A 17630-nucleotide genomic window follows, 5' to 3' on the forward strand; every position below is an offset into this window, starting at 1 on the left:
GCGCGCGCGGATGGATTGGCTCAAAGTCGACATAAAGACGACCCCGGAGGCCGTAGAGGCCCTCAATGAGATCCTGCTCGCCCTAAGCCCCTCCGGTTTTGTAATCGGCGACGAGGAAGAAGACGTAACCGCGACCGTCTTTCTCGCGGGCTCCATATCACCGGAGAGCGCACGGGCCGTGCTCGGGCACGCGCTGGATAACGCGCGCGCAGCGGGTTTAAACGTAAGGCCGGCGACTATCGACTTCTCCTTCATCAACGATGAGGATTGGGTCGATAATTACCGGAAATTCTTTCACGTCATCCGAATCGGCAAACTCGCCATCAAGCCCTCGTGGGAGGAGGTCGACCTCAATCCGGGTGAGGTGGCGGTCGAACTCGACCCGGGTCTCGCGTTCGGAACCGGCGCCCATCCGACGACCGCCGGGTGCCTCCGCTTTATCCAGGAGACCATAGCAGGCGGCGAGGTCGTCTTCGACCTAGGAACCGGCTCCGGTATTCTCGCGATTGCCGCCGCCGCGCTCGGCGCGTCCCGCGTCATAGCCATCGACGACGACGCCGAAGCTATCGAGGTGGCCGGGGACAACGCGCGCAAAAACGGCGTAGGCTCGCGCATACGTTTTATCATCTCCGACTTCTCCGATATCGAGCCGACGGAAGTCGATATCCTGGTCGCTAACCTCACCGCGCCGCTTATTATACGGTTGTCGCCGGAGTTCGCGCAAAGGCTGGTCGGCCTCAAAACGGTGATATCCTCGGGTATTACACGCTCGCAGTTGGCCGATGTGGTAGCCGCGCTCGATGACAACGGCTACCGGGTCGAAAAGACCTTCGAGGAAGGCGACTGGGTGAGCGTGGTGAGCCGGCGTGTCTAAGGCGCGTTTCTTTATTACTGAAAAAGCGGGCGAGAGCGTCACTATTACCGGGCCCGACGTAAAACACATCAAGGATGTTTTGCGCCTCGGCGCGGGCGCTGTGATAGAGGTCGTCGATAGCACGCCCTCGCTCTGCGAGGTCGAGGTAGAGCATGTCTCGCGCGACGCGGTCACCGGCAGAGTTCTCGCCCGGCATGAGCCGGTAATGACTGCGCCGCAAGTATATCTCTTTCAAGGGCTGCCGAAAGCGGGAAAAATCGATGTCGTCGTGAGGCAGGCGACCGAGCTAGGCGTGGCGGGCGTGACCCCCGTACTCACCGAGCGCGTAGTCGTTGAATTCGAGTCCGGCAAGGCCGAGAAAAAGAGTATCCGCCGGCAAAAGATAGCCGAAGAGGCCGCCAAACAGTCCCATCGCCTATTAGTGCCAAAGGTCGGCGCACCGCTCGACTGGGAGAGCGCCCTGCGGGAGCTGGCCGGTTTCGACCAGGTCGTGGTCTTCTGGGAAGGGGAGCGCGACAGGCTCTTGTCCGAGGTGCTGAAACCGGAAGCCGCGCGCATCGCGCTCGTCGTCGGCCCGGAGGGGGGCCTATCCGAGCGCGAGATAGTCGACCTGAAAGCGCTCGGCGCCGGCGTCGCGTCGATGGGCGAATATACTTTGCGTACCGAGACCGCGGGGCCCATCGCGGTCGCGTTGACCCTGTATGAGTACGCCCGCACCCGCCGGGATAGGCGAAAACCATGAACGCTCAAAACAAAATCGCGTTTGCAATCCACACGCTGGGATGCAAGGTAAACCAGTATGAAAGCGAGCGGATTGCCGCCGAACTCGGTGCTTTCGGTTGGGAGATGGTCGCTTTTTCGAGCCGCGCGGATGTCTATATCATCAACAGCTGTACCGTCACGGCGGTCGCCGGGCACAAGTCTCGCCAATTAATAAGGCGTGCCGCGCGCAATAATCCCGGCGCGCGCGTCGTCGTGACCGGCTGCTACGCCGATTCCGACCGCGCCGTGATAGAGGCGATCGAGGGCGTAAGCCTTGTCCTTGGAAACGATGACAAAGACCGCCTGCCGCTACTGGTTGCGCGAGAACTCGGCGTCGTCGAGCCGAGTACGCGCGCCACCGGCGAGTCCGCGCCAAGCCCTGTGCCGCACACGCGCGCCCTGGTCAAGATACAAGACGGCTGCGACCAATATTGCAGTTATTGCGTCGTGCCGCACGTGCGCGGCGAACTCTGGAGCAGGCCCGAAGCCGAGATAATCGACGAGGTCGCGCGGCTGGCGCGCGAGGGGGCCCCCGAGATAGTTTTGACCGGCATTCACCTGGGGCTCTATGGGGCGGGCCGCGACACCGGCCTCGCGCAGTTGCTCGCCGCGCTCGTTGAAATCGACGGATTGGGTAGGATTCGCCTAAGCTCGATAGAGCTTCGTGAGGTGACACCCGAGTTGGTCGAGCCAATCGCGACCTCCCCGAAGCTCTGCAAGCACCTCCATATCCCGCTCCAGCACGGCAGCGACGCCGTGCTCGCCGCGATGAACCGGCAATATAGCGCGGAAGAGTTCGCGGAGCGCGCCTATTACCTGACGTCGTCCATCGACGACATCGCGCTCACGACCGACGTTATCGTCGGGTTTCCCGGCGAGACCGACGCCGATTTCGAGCGGACCATGGATATCGTCGGCAGTATCGGTTTCAGCCGGCTCCATGTCTTTAAGTTTTCTCCCAGGAAAGGGACGGCGGCGGCAGGTCTCGGCGGCCGGATACCGAAAGATGTAAAAGAGAAGCGCTCGGCGGCGCTCATCGCGCTCGGCGAGGATTTGGCGGCGCGGTTTGCCTCCCGCTATATAGGGAAAGAACTGATTGTTTCCATAGAGCGCCGGCAAGGTGCGTATCTCTCCGGGATGAGCGACAACTACATCCGTGTGATGTGCGCCGGGCCCGATGAGCTTATGGGAAAACTCGCGCGAGTGCGCGTCGAGCGGCGAGAAGACGCGACTCTTTATGGAAGAGTCGTGGGGCCAAGGTAATAAGTATACCGATAACCGACGACCGACTAAGACAGACCACCTATCGACCGTGAACGATTGAGGAGGTCCATATGGATCAAGATTGCTTGTTCTGCAAGATAATCGCGGGCAAGATTCCGGCGACTGTTGTCTATGAGGACGATGATGTAGTGGCGTTTAAGGATATAAGCCCCCAGGCGCCCGTCCATATCCTGGTCGTGCCAAGGGTTCATATCGAGCGGCTTTCCGACGCGACCGAGGCCGACGTCAACCTGCTCGGCAAAGTAGTTCTCGCCGGAAACCGGGTGGCCTCGCTGGCCGGCGTGGCCGAGAGCGGCTATCGTCTCATCGCAAACACCGGGCCCGATGGCGGCCAGGAGGTATTCCACATCCACTTTCATGTCTTAGGCGGCAAGGCGCTCGGACGAATGGTGCCGTCGAGATAGTTAAGAAAGACAGCCCCGCGGACGATGAAGTCATAATGGGTCGATGAAGTCGTTGCGGAACCTGGGATATGGTATAATTTTCTCACCTAAAGGAGTGAAAGAGCCGAAATTGGCGGATATCGTGGAAATCAAAGTCGTGGTGCCGGGCGACATATCGATGGTCGATTTGTTGGGCCACCATGATCAATTATTAAAAATAATCGAGGGCAAGTTTCAAAGCACCATCCTGGTCAGAGGCAACGAAATAATGATCAAGGGCGACGCTGTGGAAGTAGACGACGTAGCGACTATCTTTAAGGAAATGTTGAACATCGTGTCGCATGGTCAACAATTGACCCCGCAAAAAGTGGAGCACACCATCGACATCACCGTCGACGGCAACCGCATTACACCTTCGAGCATCTATTCCGACGTCATTGTAACGCATCGCAGAAAAGTAATCGGACCGAAGACCGCGGGGCAAAAGGAGTATATCGACGCGATCCGCAACCACACAGCGACCTTTGCGATAGGCCCAGCGGGGACCGGCAAGACCTATCTGGCGATGGCGATGGCGGTGCGCGCGCTCAAGGACAAGACGGTGGGAAGGATTATTTTGACCCGCCCGGCCGTTGAGGCAGGGGAGAAGCTCGGATTTCTCCCCGGCGACTTACAGCAAAAAGTCGACCCGTATCTGCGCCCGCTCTTCGACGCGCTCTACGACATGATCGACGCCGAGCACTTCCGGCACTTACTCGACCAGGGCACGATTGAGATAGCGCCGCTCGCTTACATGAGGGGCCGCACGCTCAACGACTCCTTTATAATATTGGACGAAGCCCAAAATACCTCGCAAGAGCAGATGAAGATGTTTTTGACGAGGCTCGGGTTCGGCTCCCGCATGGTAGTCACCGGTGACAGTACCCAGATAGACCTGCCCAGCGGGCAGCACTCCGGCTTGCTCATCATCGAGAACATATTGAGAGGGCTTGACGATATCGCGTTCGTCCATTTGACCTCGCGCGATGTAGTTCGCCACAAGCTCGTCCAGAAGATAGTCGAAGCCTACAAGCGCCATGATGAGGAGAGAGGTTCGAAGAGACAGCTATGACTCCGAACTTTGGCCTCGATAAAATCAAAGACATGCCTGTAATAGTGGACTGGAAGGGCAAGAGCCTGCGCCGGTCGCTTCTAGCTTTGCTCCTATTTACCGTGATTTTGGCGATTCTAGTCGTCGATTTTATTCCGGATAGGCTGACCGGTCTGCAGGTTGGTAAGCCAAGCCCCGAAACGGTTAAGGCGACGCGCGACATCGAGTTCGTCGATTTCGAGAGGACCGCGGTCTTGCGAAACGAGGCGTCGTCGCATGTCGAAAAGGTCTACAATCGTGATTGGAGCGTCGAGCCGCAGGTAATCGACTCGGTTCATAAATTTTTCGGTCTTGTAAGGCAGGTGCGCTCAAACGAAGTGCTGACCGCCGACGCTAAGCTGGATTTGCTCGTCAAAGAGGTCGACGCAAGCTTTGACAAGAGCGTGCTCAAGGCGGTGCTCCGGATGCCCGACACAGAGCTTAATTCGACCGAAGCGCTCGTGGTAAGCAATATCAATCGTGTCTACAGCTACAAGATAACCTCCGAAAACATCGGCGAGAGAAGGATAGACTTTGCCGAGATGGCGCGGAGCCTGACCAGGGACCCCGGCAAGAACGCGCTCATCGCCGAGATCGGCGCGTATTACTTCAAACCGAACTACTTCTACGACGCGCAGGGAACCGAGAAGCTTAAGAGAGAAGCGGCGTCCGGTATCTCTTCGGTTCTCGTTAACAAACAAAAAGGAGAGACCATCATCCGCGAGGGCGAGATAGTCTCAAGTTTGCAGGTCAAGATATTGAAAGAACTAGGCCTGCTGAAGAGGGGTATCGACCTGGCCCGTATCGGCGGCCTGGCGCTCTTCGCGGTAGTCTCGTTTATCGCGTTCGGCCTCTATCTACTTAACTACCAGCCAAAGATACACCGAAGCAACCGGCTGATAGGAGTGCTCGCGCTTATCTTCATTGCGACGATTCTAATAGCGAAATTCGTCGGTCCTTACTATGCATATTTCCTTATTCCTATCGGCGCGGCGGCGATGCTGACCGCGCTTCTCTTTAATATCGAGACGGCCATCATCATGGTCTTGAGTCTGAGCCTTTATTCCGGTCTTATCGGCGGGCAGAACTACCAATATACGCTATACGGCGTCCTGACCGGGCTTTTCGCGATATATGCCATCTATAATATCCGGCATCGCACGGATTTGGCTATAGCCGGGGCGTGGGTTACGCTCGCCTCGACCATCCTAGCTATAACCACAACGCTTTTGAGCGGGGCCGGGCTGGTCGAGATAATGAAAAACCTCGGCTGGGGATTGCTCGGCGGTATTTCAATGGCGGTGTTGACCATCGGGACTCTGCCGTTCTTGGAGAAGGTCTTTGGAATCACGACCGACATCAAGCTCGTCGAGCTTTCCTACGCCAACCAGCCGCTCTTGCGCGAACTCATGATGAAGGCGCCGGGAACGTATAACCACAGCATCATGGCGGGGAACCTCGCCGAAAACGCCGCCGAGGAAATCGGCGCGAACCCGCTCCTGGCAAGAGTCGGCGCATACTACCACGATATCGGAAAGATAAAACGGCCGCTCTTCTTTGTCGAGAACCAGATAGGGTGCGAAAACCCACACGACCACACCAATCCGAGCCTCAGTTGCCTGATAATCACCTCCCACGTCAAGGAAGGTATCGACCTGGGGAAGAAATATCACCTGCCGCCGGAGATACTCGATATAATAAACGAGCATCACGGGACGAGCATCGTGGCGTATTTCTATCACAAAGCAAAAGAGAGTGTCGTCAAAGAGACCATCAATGAAGAGAATTACCGGTATTCGGGGCAGCGCCCGAAATCGAAAGAGGCGGCGCTCGTCATGCTGGCCGACTCGGTCGAGGCCGCTGCGCGCACTATCGCTAAGCCGACGCCCGGACGTATCGAGCAGCTCATCAAGAGGATAGTCCAGAGCAAGCTCGACGATGGACAGCTAAACGAGAGCAATCTGACTCTTAACGATATCGAAAAGATAATCAGAAGCTTCACCCAGTTGTTGACAAGCCTATATCATACGAGGGTCGAGTACCCGACGGTACCCGTACCGCAAGCTAGGAGCCTCGCGGCGCATGGTGATTCGAATAAGTAATGAGCGGGAATTAGCGGTGGACGAAGAGTCATTGGTCGAGCTTGCCGGTTATGTTCTAGCCGCGGAGCGTGTCGAAGAGGACGCGGAACTGAGCATAGCGCTAGTCGGTGAAGAGACCATGCTCGACTTGAACGCGAATTATCGCGGCAAGGATTACCCCACCGACGTCTTATCCTTCGAAGCGGGCGGCGACATGCCGACCGCCGAGAACCTCCCGCGACTACTGGGCGATGTCGTCATCTGCCCGTCCGTCGCCGAGAAGCAAGCGCTCGAATTCGACCAGACCCTAAACCAAGAACTCTCGCTCCTCTTAGTCCACGGCATTCTCCATCTCCTCGGTTACGACCACGACGATGATGAGGACGCCGAGTGCATGGAGGCTCGCGAGCGCCTGATACTCACCTCTTTCTCAGACGGAGTAAGCCCCGATGAACTAGCGAAGGGGGGTTTTGAGCGTTAAATACGCCGGTAGCAGCTCTTTAGAGAGCCGTCCGCGTGACGGGATTTCGACGTTCATACGCGCCCGATGAAAAGCAAGTCGTTGCTGAAAAGCTTCAATTACGCAATCGATGGCCTGATCTATGTATTGCGCACCCAGCGCAATATGCGCATCCATTTTGCGGCCGCGGCCGCGGCGCTCACACTCGGCCTCTTCTTAAAGATAGAGTCCTGGGCTTTTGTCGCTTTGATCTTTGCGGTATCGCTGGTAGTCGTCGCCGAACTCGTAAACACGGCTATCGAATCGACCATCGACCTCGTCACGACAACCTTCGACCCGGTGGCGCAGATAGCAAAGGATGTAGCAGCCGGCGCCGTCCTTCTGGCGAGCATCAACGCCGTCCTGGTGGCATACTTCATATTCTTTTCGCGGGTCAACCCGCTGGCGCTGGGCTTGCTTGAGCGGATTCGCCAATCGCCGGCGCACCTCACCGTCATTTCGCTCTTAATCGTGGCGATATTGGTCGTTTCGGCCAAAGCATGGGTGGGCGGGGGAAGTTTTTTGCGGGGCGGGTGGCCGAGCGGACACAGCGCCCTGGCGGCCGCGCTCTTTACCGCGATAGCCTTTATAAGCCAATCGCCGCTCGTCGCCACGCTCGGTTTGGGCCTGGCGCTGCTCGTCTTTCACAGCAGGTTCGATGCGGGCGTCCACACTATGCTCGAGATAGTCTCCGGCGCGACACTCGGCATTCTCGTGACCGTTCTTATCTTTCAGGTATTCTATACTTGGTAAACGAACCGGGTCAGGCGTGTTGATTTGTCGATAATTTATAACTTTTGCGCGAAGCGTCCGATATAATGTAGGTAGGAATACAGCTAGGGAGGGATTGTCGCTTGCCGGATTGGTTATACGCGATACTTATCATAATTCTAGTCGGTTTGTCGGCCGGCTTAACGGCGGTCGAGAGCGCGATATCGTCTATGAGCCGGATTCGGCTTAGATATCTTGTCGAGCTGGAGGCCCCGGGCGCCGACGCGCTCGAGTCGCTGATGTCGCACCCCAGCCGTCTGATGACCGCAATAATATTATTGGATAACAGCGCCAACATCGCCGCGGTCTCTATCGCGACGTTGCTGGTGAGCAGATATCTGGATGGTTTTGTCGTGGTCGTCTCGACCGTTTCGATGCTCTTTGTGATTCTGGTCTTCGGCGAGATAATACCGAAGACCTTTGGAGCCCGGCGCACGGAGTATCTCTCGTTGCGCGCGGCAATCGCCCTAAACGTGCTCTCGAAAGCGCTCGGCCCTATTGCCCGGATGTTCACGTCTGTGGCGAATATCTTCATCCGCATCTTCGGCGGTCGGCCAATCAAAGAGCTTCCCGTAGCAAGCGAGGAGGAGATAACAGGCACGGTCGGCGCCGGCGAGGAGGAAGGCGCCATCGAAGAGGAAGAGCTGATTCACAGCATCTTCGAGTTTGGAGACACGATAGTGCGCGAGGTAATGGTGCCTCGGATGGATATGGTGACCGTCGGCGCGGACGCGCCCATCGAGGAGGTCCTCTCGCTGGTCATCAAAGAAGGGCACTCCAGAATACCGGTCTACGAGGAGACGGTCGACAACATAATAGGGATAATCTACGCCAAAGACCTCCTTGTGCTGATGCACAAAGGCAAGATAGACGTCCCTATCAAGCGGCAGATGCGCCCGGCCTACTATGTCCCCGAGCTGAAAAAGGTCGACGACCTCATGCGTGAGCTGCAGAAGAAACGTTTGCATATGGCCATCGTCGTCGATGAGCACGGCGGCACCGCGGGCCTTGTCACCATCGAAGACCTGCTCGAAGAGATTGTCGGCGAGATATTCGACGAGTACGACCTCGAAGAGACGCTCATCGAGTTTGTCGATAATCACTTGGTGCGGATGGATGCCCGCGTTCATATCGACGAGGCGAACGAACTGCTGGGCGCGACTTTCTCGCGCGCCGATATCGACACTATCGGCGGGTTTGTCTACTCGCTTATCGGGCGCACCCCGAACGCGGGAGAAGAGGTACGTTTCGAGGGGTTCGTATTCAAGGTCGAGAAGGTTATCGGTCGCAGGATATCGAAGATTTTAATAAGCCGCGAAGAACCGGAAGAAGAAACGGAGAACCCGGAAGTCGGATAAAAACGTCGGTCGGGTATCTTGGGTTTGGAGGTTGGCGACATGGACGAAGTAGAGCTGATACGAGCGGCGTCCGAGGCCCGGCAAGAGGCCTACGCGCCGTACTCGGGCTTTAGAGTAGGCGCGGCCGTTATCTGCGATGACGGGCGTATTTTCACCGGGGCCAATGTCGAGAACGCCGTCTACGGCCTCTCTATCTGCGCCGAGCGCGTCGCGATCGCTAAAGCGGTCTCCGAGGGCTGCCGACGGTTCGAGGCCCTCGCGGTCATCGCCGACGGCCCGACGCCTTGCCCGCTTTGCGGTACTTGCAGGCAGTTTCTCGCCGAGTTCGGCGCCGAATCGCTGGTCATCATGGCAAACACGAAGGGCGAGACAAAGAAAGCGCTCATTAAAGAGTTGCTACCCTATGCCTTTACCAACGAGCGGTTGTTTGGAGAAAAAGGATAAGTCCCGGCATCACAGGGTGTGACGACGATGGATTATGAATTGGCGCGCTTGACGGAATTCGATACCGATCTGATACGGGAGCTGACCATGATGGAGGCGGAAGCCTTTGGTGACGGCGGCTTGAATCATTGGACCTTTCCGGTCTTTATCAAACACGGCGCGGTATACGTATTAAAAAAGGATGGCGCAATCTGCGGGATTGCGGATATCATAAGGGATTGGCGCGACCCGGGACTCGTTTTCATCGTCGGTTTTCTTGTGAGAAAAGAACTTAGAGGAAGGCGCCTAGGGTCGAGGTTTTTGGGTGGGCTGCTCACGGCGCTCGAGCACGACGGCGCTAGAGTAGTGCGGCTCACCGTTGGAGACAAGAACAGTCGGGCATTGGAACTCTACAAGAGAGCGGGTTTTAAAAACATCGCGGAGTTACCGGACGAGTATGGCCCCGGAACAGACCGGATTCTCCTCGAGCTTGGATTGGAAGGGTGATCATGGACGAAAGCGACAAACGCAAGGAGAGCTTTAAATCGGGATTTGCGGCGATTGTGGGACGACCCAACGCCGGGAAGTCGACGCTATTGAATTATCTGGCAAAGGAGAAGGTCGCGATAATCTCCGATAAACCTCAAACCACGCGTCATACTATCCGTGCGATTTTAAATCTCGAGAATGCGCAGGTAGTCTTGGTGGATACGCCCGGCTTGCACAAGCCGAAGGATTCGCTCGGCGAGCACATGAACAAGAGCGTTCGCAACGCATTGAGCGACGTCGACGCCGTGATATTTATGGTCGATGCCTCGCAGGTAATCGGCTCCGGCGACCTCTATATCGCAAATGAACTCGCGTTGCTAAACACGCCTAAAATAATGGTCTTAAGTAAGATAGATAAGTTGGCGCCGGGCGATATCGAGGTTCAGCTGGAAATCGCCGGGCAGCTCGGAAAGTTCGACGAGATAATCCCGCTATCCGCCGCGAAGGGCCAAAACGTCGAGACCCTCGTCGAAAAGATGGTCGAGCTGTTGCCGGAGGGACCGCAATACTATCCGCCGGATATGACGACCGACCAGCCTGAACGGGTAGTGGTCGCGGAGTTTGTCCGGGAGAAAGCGCTCCTTTTGACCAGGGAAGAGGTTCCTCACAGCATAGCGGTCGAGGTGCAAGAGATGAAACCGCGCAAAGACGGCGAGATAGTCGATATTTTTGCGACCATCTTCGTCGAGCGGGAATCGCAGAAGGGAATCCTTATCGGCAAGGGCGGGCGTGTCCTCAAAGAGATAGGTTCCAAAGCGAGAGTGGATATCGAACATCTCTTGGGCAGTCACATATTTCTCGACTTGAGGGTTGGCGTTAAGAAAGACTGGCGCAAAGAAGAGCGCTATATAAAACAATTCGGTTATACGGAATAGGGTCGGCGGATGCGGGAGCGCAATAAAATACTTCAGGCAGCAGCGGAGAGCCTACTAAAAAAAGAAGAACTCGAAAAAGCGATAGGCCTCTTCGAGAAGGTACATCCCGCCGACGCCGCGGAGATCATCGGGGATCTTTCCGATGAGTTTCAAAAGATGATCTTCGAGACGTGGGACATCCCGAGAGCGGCCGATACCTTCCAGGAGATGGACGAGCAAGAGCAGATGGACATCGTCGAGTTGCTCAGCACGCCGCTCATCTCCGACATCCTCGAAGAGATGGACGCCGACGACGTCGCCGACCTGCTCGGCGCTATCGACAAGAAAGACGCCGAGCGAATTCTCGCCGCCATGGACAGGGAGGACGCGCAAGAGGCGCTCCGTTTGATGGAGCACGGCGAGGACACGGCCGGCGGTATTATGACCCCGGAATTCGTCGCGCTCAGGAAGGATATGACGGCCCAGGAGTCGATCGACCTGCTGCGCGCACAAGCCCCCGGCGCCGAGACGATTTACTACGTCTTTATAGTCAACCGCGACGACCAATTGGTCGGCGTCATCTCGCTTCGGGACCTTATCATCAGTCAGCCGGACCGGCTCGTCGAAGAACTGATGAACCCCGGCGTCATATACGTGGACGTCGATACCGATCAGGAAGAAGTCGCGCGCATCATGTCGCGGTACGACCTTCTGGCCCTGCCGGTCGTCGACCGCGAGCACCGTCTTCTCGGTGTCGTCACCATCGATGACGTCGTCGACGTCATCGAAGAAGAGGCCAGCGAAGACATATATCGCCTCGGTGGTGTCATACGCGAAGAAAGGCTCGACAGTCCGGCGCTGGAATCGATTAAGAACCGTCTTCCCTGGATGGCATTTAATCTCGGGACTGCTTTCTTGGCGGCAGGGGTTGTCTCCTTGTTCCAGAGTTCAATCTCCAAGGTCGTGATTCTCGCCGCGTTCATGCCGATAGTCGCGGGCATGGGCGGCAACATGGGCACTCAGACCCTGACCGTCACGACAAGAGGAATCGCTTTGGGTCAGCTCGAGTTTAGAGAAGGCGTGCGTGTTGTCGCCCGTCAAGTCGGCATAGGCATCACAATCGGCGCGCTCACCGGTCTCCTTGCCGGTCTGGTCGCTTATCTCGCGAGGGGTAATCCTTACTTGGGCTTAGTCTTGTTCTTGGCGATGACGGTCAATATGGGCGTCGCGGGTTTGGCCGGGGCGGGCATCCCGATTGTTTTGAGGCTTCTCCGCCAAGACCCGGCCTTGGGCTCAGGGGTTATAGTCACCACCTTCACCGATATCTTCGGTTTTCTGGCTTTCTTGGGCCTCGCGACTATGATGCTGAGATTCCTGATTTAGACTATCCGCAACGGCGCCTAGAGACTAATATGTAACCAAACCCGGTTAGGCCGCTTACAACTGGGGAATGTTGCTCAAGAACATTTGGTTGCGGATGCCGGTGGCGGTATAATTGATTGACCTTTTCAGCGGCTGTCTAGATGACTGGGGGGAACAATTGTGAAACAAGAAGAGCTGGCGAAAAGCATCGACCACACCAACCTTAACCCGGATGCCACAGTCAAGGATATCGAGCGCTTGTGTGTCGAGGCGCACAAATACAATTTCGCGTCGGTCTGCGTCAATCCCTGCAACGTAAATATCGCGCACCGTCTTTTGCATGATTCAGCTGTAAAGGTATGTACGGTCGCGGGGTTTCCGCTAGGGGCTACGACGAGTGGCGCCAAAGCCCATGAGGCGCGCGAGGTTATCGAACTCGGCGCGGACGAAATCGACATGGTAATGAATATCGGCGCCTTAAAGTCGGGCCTCTACGACGAGGTCTATACCGATATGCGGGCGGTGGTCGAGGCGGCTCGTATCGGCGAGGTGAGAGCCGGCCGCGACATCATAATCAAAGTCATCATCGAGTGCGGGCTCCTCACCGACGAGCAAAAAATCCGCGCTTCGAAAATAGTTCAGGAGGCCGGGGGAGACTTCGTTAAGACCAGCACCGGCTTTGCCGGTAGCGGGGCGACAATCGAAGACGTCGAACTCATCCGGTCGAACGTCCCTTTCGATATGGGCATAAAAGCATCGGCGGGCATCAAGACGGCAGACCAAGCCGTCGCGCTTTTGAACGCGGGCGCCGGCCGCATCGGCACCAGCAGCGGCGTTAAGATAATGGAGGAGGCTCTCGGGGAGCGGGCTTTTAACTCTAAGGGAAGCAATGATTTAATTAGATAATGCTTTAATGAGTTACATTATTGAGGTAAATGCGCTACAATACAGGATGTGCGGGCGTGTGCGGACCGTCTCGTTTCGGGTTAAACCGGCAACCCGGCATCTTGCGCTGCGTTATGTTTGGAGCGTTAGGGGTGTAAGGACGTTTCTCCACTTGTCTCTTTAAAATCGTTGTGTTTGCTTTACAATATTTTTAACGTCATTTTAAACTGATACGGCCAATGAACTTGAAATATCTGTGCTATCGGGGGACGAATGTCTTTATATAAAACGCGCGGCATCGTTTTAAGAACCCATAAACTAGGCGAGGCCGACCGCATCGTTACGATTCTTACAGCAAACCACGGCAAGGTTAGGGCCGTCGCCAAGGGCGTGCGCAAGACCAAGAGCAAGTTCGGCAGCCGGCTCGAGCCGTTCACCAATGTCGACTTGGTTCTTTATAAAGGTCGAAATCTCGACATTGTCACACAGGCCGAAATCATCGACTCACTATCGGAGATTCGCGACAACTTCGATCGTATCACCTACGGTTCGGCCATGCTCGACCTCGCCAATAAAGTCTCGGTCGAAGGGGAGCGCGATGTCTCGCTCTATAACCTATTACTAAGAAGCCTCGATGTTATCTCTAAGACCAGAAAGAATTTCCGGCTGCTCCTCATCGCGTTCGATATCAAACTAATGGCTATCTCGGGGTACATGCCTAAACTAGAGCGCTGCGTGATCTGCGAGAAGAAAACGGGCGTGAAGATGCGTTTCAGTTTTGAATGGGGCGGCGTCATGTGCGAGGAGTGCTCTATCGCCGACAGAAACAGTGCCGCAGTCGGCTCGGCGACGATTGAGACGTTTATAAGATTGATGAGGTTGCCGCTGAGCGACGTCGTCGCCCTCGATGTTATCGCGCGCTTAGAAGACGACCTCTATCTCATGGTTAGGGATTACGTCGACTACTATATCGAGTCGAAGCTCAAGAGCAGGGACTGCTTGGGTCGTTTTACGTACAACTAGTTTTCGGGGATGAGGTGTGAGCAGCGGGCATGAGACGGCGGAGCACACTTGTCGAGGAGTAAAAAGTATAGCGCTTGCATAGTGTTGTTGTTACAATAGGTGGGGGATGTGTCCGGGTGGGGGATGTGCCCGAAAATACTAGTCTTTGTAGGTTATGCGCGTGAGGGATGCTCTGTCCGGCACGCGTATGAGTTTAACTTTTTCAAACACAGATACATTTGCAGTCATTAATCGGACTCTAGTCGTCGACCAATCGTTACCTGATAATTTAATAGCTCGTGCAGCTTACCACAGCGCAAAACCCGCGTGTGAGCCATCAAATATGAGGTAACAGACAAGGAGAGGTTGGGTTAGTGAATTTCCAGAAATTAATGTTGACGCTCCAGTCGTTCTGGGCCGAATACGGCTGCTTGATAGTCCAGCCTTACGATATCGAAGTAGGCGCCGGAACCTTTCATCCGGCGACCTTTTTGCGCTCGCTCGGGCCTGAGCCGTGGAACGTAGCCTACGCGCAGCCCTCGCGGAGGCCGACCGACGGGCGCTACGGGGATAACCCCAACCGGCTCCAGCACTATTACCAATATCAAGTCATCTTAAAACCTTCTCCCGATGATGTGCAGGATGTATACCTTAGGAGTCTCGAGCGCCTCGGCTTCGACCTCTCCAAGCACGATATCCGCTTTGTGGAGGATGATTGGGAGTCGCCGACGCTCGGCGCCTGGGGGCTTGGCTGGGAGGTCTGGCTCGATGGAATGGAAGTCACGCAATTCACCTACTTCCAGCAGGTGGGCGGCGTCGATGTGAAGCCCGTCTGCGCGGAGATAACTTACGGGCTAGAACGTCTCGCCATGTATATCCAAGAAAAAGAAAGCGTCTACGACCTCGAATGGGTCGACGGCATCTCCTACGGTGAAGTCCATCACGAAAACGAGGTCCAGGGCTCTAAATACAACTTTGACGTCGCCAACGTGGCGATGCTCTTTACGCTCTTCGATACCTATGAGGCGGAGGCGAAACATATCCTCGATAACGACCTGGTCTTTCCGGCTTACGAGTATGTGCTGAAGTGCTCGCATGCGTTCAACTTGCTCGACGCGCGCGGCGCGCTCAGTGTTACCGAGCGAACCAGGTTTATAGGAAGGGTTCGCGACCTGGCTCGTCTGGTCGCCCACGCATATTATGAGCAAAGAGAAGCACGGGGCTTTCCGCTCTTGAAAGAGGCGGTGGCGCCGGGTGAGTAAGCACGACCTCCTTCTGGAAATCGGCACCGAAGAGATACCTGCGGCATCTGTCGTTATCGGAAAAGACCAGCTCAAAGAGAAGGCCGAGGCGCTACTCAAACGGCACCGGCTAAATTTCGATGTCATCAATGCCTTTGGCTCGCCGCGCAGGCTCGCCATCATGGCCGTCGGCCTCGACGAAAAACAGGAGACGGTCACTATCGAGGCAAAGGGTCCCGCGAAGAAGGCGGCCTTTACCGACGACGGCCAACCCACCAAAGCCGCCATGGGTTTTGCAAAATCACAAGGGGTCGATGTCGAGTCGCTGACCGTAAAATCGGTCGAGGGCAGGGAGTATGTCTTCGCCGTCAAAGAGGAGGAAGGCCAAGACGCGGTCGAGATATTGCGCGAAATTCTGCCCGAGCTTATCAAGTCGCTATCGTTTCCTAAAGCGATGCGCTGGGGAGATGGCGACATGAAATTTGTCCGGCCTATTCGCTGGATACTGGCGCTCTTCGGCGCGCGGGCCATCGAGTTCGATGTGGCGGGTATCGCGGCCGGCAAACTAAGCATGGGGCATCGTCGGCGTGCCGAGAACCCGGTAAGAGTCGAGGCGCCTTGCGATTACTTCGAGATGCTCTTCAATAACTTTGTCATAGTCGACCAGGATAAGCGCGCGCTCCTCATCCGCGAGGAGATAGAGAGCGCCGTGCGGACTATCGGCGGGCGATCCGTTATTCACCAGCATACATTCGACGAGGTCGTCGAGCTTGTCGAGTTTCCCCACGCTGTCGTGGGAAGCTTTGCGGGCGATTTCGTCAGTCTCCCGCGCGACGTTTTAGTCACGGCGATGGAGTCGCACCAACGGTATTTTCCGGTTGAGGATGCGGATGGAAAATTGCTCCCTAACTTCATAGTGGTACACAACGGTGACCCCAAGTTCACCGACATAATACAAAAGGGCCATGAGCGCGTCATCCGGGCACGCCTCTCCGACGCCAAGTATTTCTTCGAGTCGGATAGCGCCAACCCGCTCGACAGTTATGTCGAGAAGTTAAACGGCGTCGTTTTTCAGGTCAAGCTCGGTACGGTCTATCAGAAGACGCAGCGTGTGGTGCGCCTCGCCGAGGCTATAGCCAAATCGTTGGCCCTGGCCCCGGACGAGATGGGCTATGCGGTGCGCGCGGCGTACCTATGCAAAGCCGACCTCGTAACCGAGATGGTCGGCGAGTTTCCGACGCTCCAGGGGGCGATGGGGCGCGATTACGCCCAAGTTTCCGGCGAGCCGCCGGCGGTGGCGACAGCCATCTTCGAGCACTACCTCCCGCGGTCGGCGGGTGACAGCCTGCCGGAGACGGTCAGCGGGCAGGTAGTAAGTATTTCAGACAAGCTCGACGCGGTCGCCGGCATTTTAGCCGCCGGCCTTATCCCGACCGGCTCCGAAGACCCCTATGCGCTTCGCAGGCAAGCACACGGCATCGTGTCGATAATTCTCGAGAACGACTTGGATATATCGATGGACTCGCTGGTCGAACTCGCGCTCAAACTCTACGCGGACCAGGGTATCGACTTCGATGTCGAGGCGACGAGCGATATCGTCGACGAGTTTTTCCGCGCAAGGGTACGCGCTTATCTGCAAGGCCGCGAGTTTTCGCACGATATAGTCGAGGCGGTCACGAGCGGTTCCATCGACGACATCGTCGATATCATGAGGCGCGCCCAGGCACTCCAAAGCATATATAAATCGGATGACCTCGAAGATGTGCTCGTTGCCTTCATAAGGTGTAAAAACCTGGGCAGGGCCGAACTCGGTACGGTCGTAGATGAGAGCCTTCTGGTGGAAGAAGCTGAGAAAGCGCTCTACGCGAGCGCTGTAAAGATAGATAGAGATGTCGGGCAAGCCGGCCGTGACTATGCCGCCGTAATCGGCCTTCTTGCGGGTTTGCGCCCCGCCGTCGACCGGTTTTTCGATGATGTGCTGGTCATGACCGAAGACGAGAGCGTGAAGGACAACCGGATAAGGCTCTTGAATCTTTGCTACAATGCTTATCGCAGGCTTGCGGATTTCGCATATATCAGCTCCCGATAGGCGCTAAGGCGGCCACCACCCGCACGGGTGATTCCGCCCCGATGCGGCCTGCTATCCGATAAGCACGTGATGGTGCGTTTTACT

The 17630-nt window shown here is 56.3% G+C and carries 17 protein-coding genes; all 17 read left to right on the forward strand.

Annotation, left to right across the window (positions count from 1 at the left end; all coding sequences use genetic code 11):
* Nucleotides 1-10 precede the first annotated feature (10 nt).
* A complete protein-coding gene (locus tag KGZ93_09940; protein MBS3909921.1) occupies nt 11-874 on the forward strand; it encodes a 50S ribosomal protein L11 methyltransferase in 864 nt (287 codons plus the stop codon).
* A complete protein-coding gene (locus tag KGZ93_09945; protein ID MBS3909922.1) occupies nt 867-1616 on the forward strand; it encodes a 16S rRNA (uracil(1498)-N(3))-methyltransferase in 750 nt (249 codons plus the stop codon). The genes KGZ93_09940 and KGZ93_09945 overlap by 8 nt, the downstream gene beginning before the upstream one ends.
* Nucleotides 1613-2899: a tRNA (N(6)-L-threonylcarbamoyladenosine(37)-C(2))-methylthiotransferase MtaB gene (gene mtaB / locus KGZ93_09950; protein MBS3909923.1), complete on the forward strand. Its 1287-nt coding sequence runs from the start codon at nt 1613-1615 to the stop codon at nt 2897-2899. The genes KGZ93_09945 and mtaB overlap by 4 nt, the downstream gene beginning before the upstream one ends.
* 71 nt (nt 2900-2970) lie before the next feature.
* Entirely contained in the window at nt 2971-3324 is a 354-nt protein-coding gene (locus tag KGZ93_09955; GenBank protein MBS3909924.1) for a histidine triad nucleotide-binding protein, read from the forward strand.
* Between the two features lie 43 nt (nt 3325-3367).
* Nucleotides 3368-4414 carry a PhoH family protein gene (locus KGZ93_09960; GenBank protein MBS3909925.1) on the forward strand — a complete coding sequence of 349 codons (1047 nt, stop codon included), beginning with the start codon at nt 3368-3370 and terminating at the stop codon, nt 4412-4414.
* On the forward strand, nt 4411-6534 hold the full coding sequence (locus KGZ93_09965; GenBank protein MBS3909926.1) for an HDIG domain-containing protein: 2124 nt from the start codon (nt 4411-4413) through the stop codon (nt 6532-6534). Before KGZ93_09960 ends, KGZ93_09965 begins: the two co-directional genes overlap by 4 nt.
* Nucleotides 6515-6994, forward strand: a complete 480-nt coding sequence (ybeY, locus tag KGZ93_09970) for an rRNA maturation RNase YbeY (protein ID MBS3909927.1) — start codon at nt 6515-6517, stop codon at nt 6992-6994. Before KGZ93_09965 ends, ybeY begins: the two co-directional genes overlap by 20 nt.
* A gap of 66 nt (nt 6995-7060) precedes the next feature.
* Entirely contained in the window at nt 7061-7765 is a 705-nt protein-coding gene (locus KGZ93_09975) for a diacylglycerol kinase (GenBank protein ID MBS3909928.1), read from the forward strand.
* Nucleotides 7766-7866: 101 nt separating this feature from the next.
* Nucleotides 7867-9141 carry an HlyC/CorC family transporter gene (locus tag KGZ93_09980; protein ID MBS3909929.1) on the forward strand — a complete coding sequence of 425 codons (1275 nt, stop codon included), beginning with the start codon at nt 7867-7869 and terminating at the stop codon, nt 9139-9141.
* 39 nt (nt 9142-9180) lie between these two features.
* The gene (locus KGZ93_09985) at nt 9181-9585 is read left to right on the forward strand and encodes a cytidine deaminase (protein ID MBS3909930.1); all 405 of its coding nucleotides are present in this window, start codon (nt 9181-9183) and stop codon (nt 9583-9585) included.
* A gap of 27 nt (nt 9586-9612) precedes the next feature.
* Complete coding sequence (locus tag KGZ93_09990) at nt 9613-10071, forward strand: GNAT family N-acetyltransferase (protein ID MBS3909931.1); 459 nt, start codon at nt 9613-9615, stop codon at nt 10069-10071.
* A 2-nt stretch (nt 10072-10073) separates the two neighbouring features.
* A complete protein-coding gene (gene era, locus KGZ93_09995) occupies nt 10074-10988 on the forward strand; it encodes a GTPase Era (GenBank protein ID MBS3909932.1) in 915 nt (304 codons plus the stop codon).
* Between the two features lie 9 nt (nt 10989-10997).
* Nucleotides 10998-12350, forward strand: coding sequence for a magnesium transporter (mgtE, locus tag KGZ93_10000; GenBank protein ID MBS3909933.1), 1353 nt, complete (start codon nt 10998-11000; stop codon nt 12348-12350).
* Between the two features lie 159 nt (nt 12351-12509).
* Nucleotides 12510-13235, forward strand: a complete 726-nt coding sequence (gene deoC / locus KGZ93_10005) for a deoxyribose-phosphate aldolase (GenBank protein MBS3909934.1) — start codon at nt 12510-12512, stop codon at nt 13233-13235.
* A 252-nt stretch (nt 13236-13487) separates the two neighbouring features.
* The gene (gene recO / locus KGZ93_10010) at nt 13488-14237 is read left to right on the forward strand and encodes a DNA repair protein RecO (protein ID MBS3909935.1); all 750 of its coding nucleotides are present in this window, start codon (nt 13488-13490) and stop codon (nt 14235-14237) included.
* 353 nt (nt 14238-14590) lie between these two features.
* Nucleotides 14591-15478, forward strand: a complete 888-nt coding sequence (glyQ, locus tag KGZ93_10015) for a glycine--tRNA ligase subunit alpha (protein MBS3909936.1) — start codon at nt 14591-14593, stop codon at nt 15476-15478.
* The gene (gene glyS, locus KGZ93_10020; GenBank protein ID MBS3909937.1) at nt 15471-17546 is read left to right on the forward strand and encodes a glycine--tRNA ligase subunit beta; all 2076 of its coding nucleotides are present in this window, start codon (nt 15471-15473) and stop codon (nt 17544-17546) included. The genes glyQ and glyS overlap by 8 nt, the downstream gene beginning before the upstream one ends.
* Nucleotides 17547-17630: the final 84 nt, after the last annotated feature.

Source organism: Actinomycetota bacterium, assembly GCA_018333515.1.
Taxonomy (GTDB): Bacteria; Actinomycetota; Aquicultoria; order Aquicultorales; family Aquicultoraceae; genus Aquicultor.

Bases quoted from the DNA above. Each gene is read 5' to 3' on its own strand.
- KGZ93_09990 (MBS3909931.1), top strand. From the start codon at position 9,613: ATGGATTATGAATTGGCGCGCTTGACGGAATTCGATACCGATCTGATA.
- era (MBS3909932.1), top strand. From the start codon at position 10,074: ATGGACGAAAGCGACAAACGCAAGGAGAGCTTTAAATCGGGATTTGCG.
- mgtE (MBS3909933.1), top strand. From the start codon at position 10,998: ATGCGGGAGCGCAATAAAATACTTCAGGCAGCAGCGGAGAGCCTACTA.
- KGZ93_09985 (MBS3909930.1), top strand. From the start codon at position 9,181: ATGGACGAAGTAGAGCTGATACGAGCGGCGTCCGAGGCCCGGCAAGAG.
- mtaB (MBS3909923.1), top strand. From the start codon at position 1,613: ATGAACGCTCAAAACAAAATCGCGTTTGCAATCCACACGCTGGGATGC.
- KGZ93_09955 (MBS3909924.1), top strand. From the start codon at position 2,971: ATGGATCAAGATTGCTTGTTCTGCAAGATAATCGCGGGCAAGATTCCG.
- recO (MBS3909935.1), top strand. From the start codon at position 13,488: ATGTCTTTATATAAAACGCGCGGCATCGTTTTAAGAACCCATAAACTA.
- KGZ93_09940 (MBS3909921.1), top strand. From the start codon at position 11: ATGGATTGGCTCAAAGTCGACATAAAGACGACCCCGGAGGCCGTAGAG.
- KGZ93_09965 (MBS3909926.1), top strand. From the start codon at position 4,411: ATGACTCCGAACTTTGGCCTCGATAAAATCAAAGACATGCCTGTAATA.
- ybeY (MBS3909927.1), top strand. From the start codon at position 6,515: ATGGTGATTCGAATAAGTAATGAGCGGGAATTAGCGGTGGACGAAGAG.
- KGZ93_09960 (MBS3909925.1), top strand. From the start codon at position 3,368: ATGAAGTCGTTGCGGAACCTGGGATATGGTATAATTTTCTCACCTAAA.
- KGZ93_09975 (MBS3909928.1), top strand. From the start codon at position 7,061: ATGAAAAGCAAGTCGTTGCTGAAAAGCTTCAATTACGCAATCGATGGC.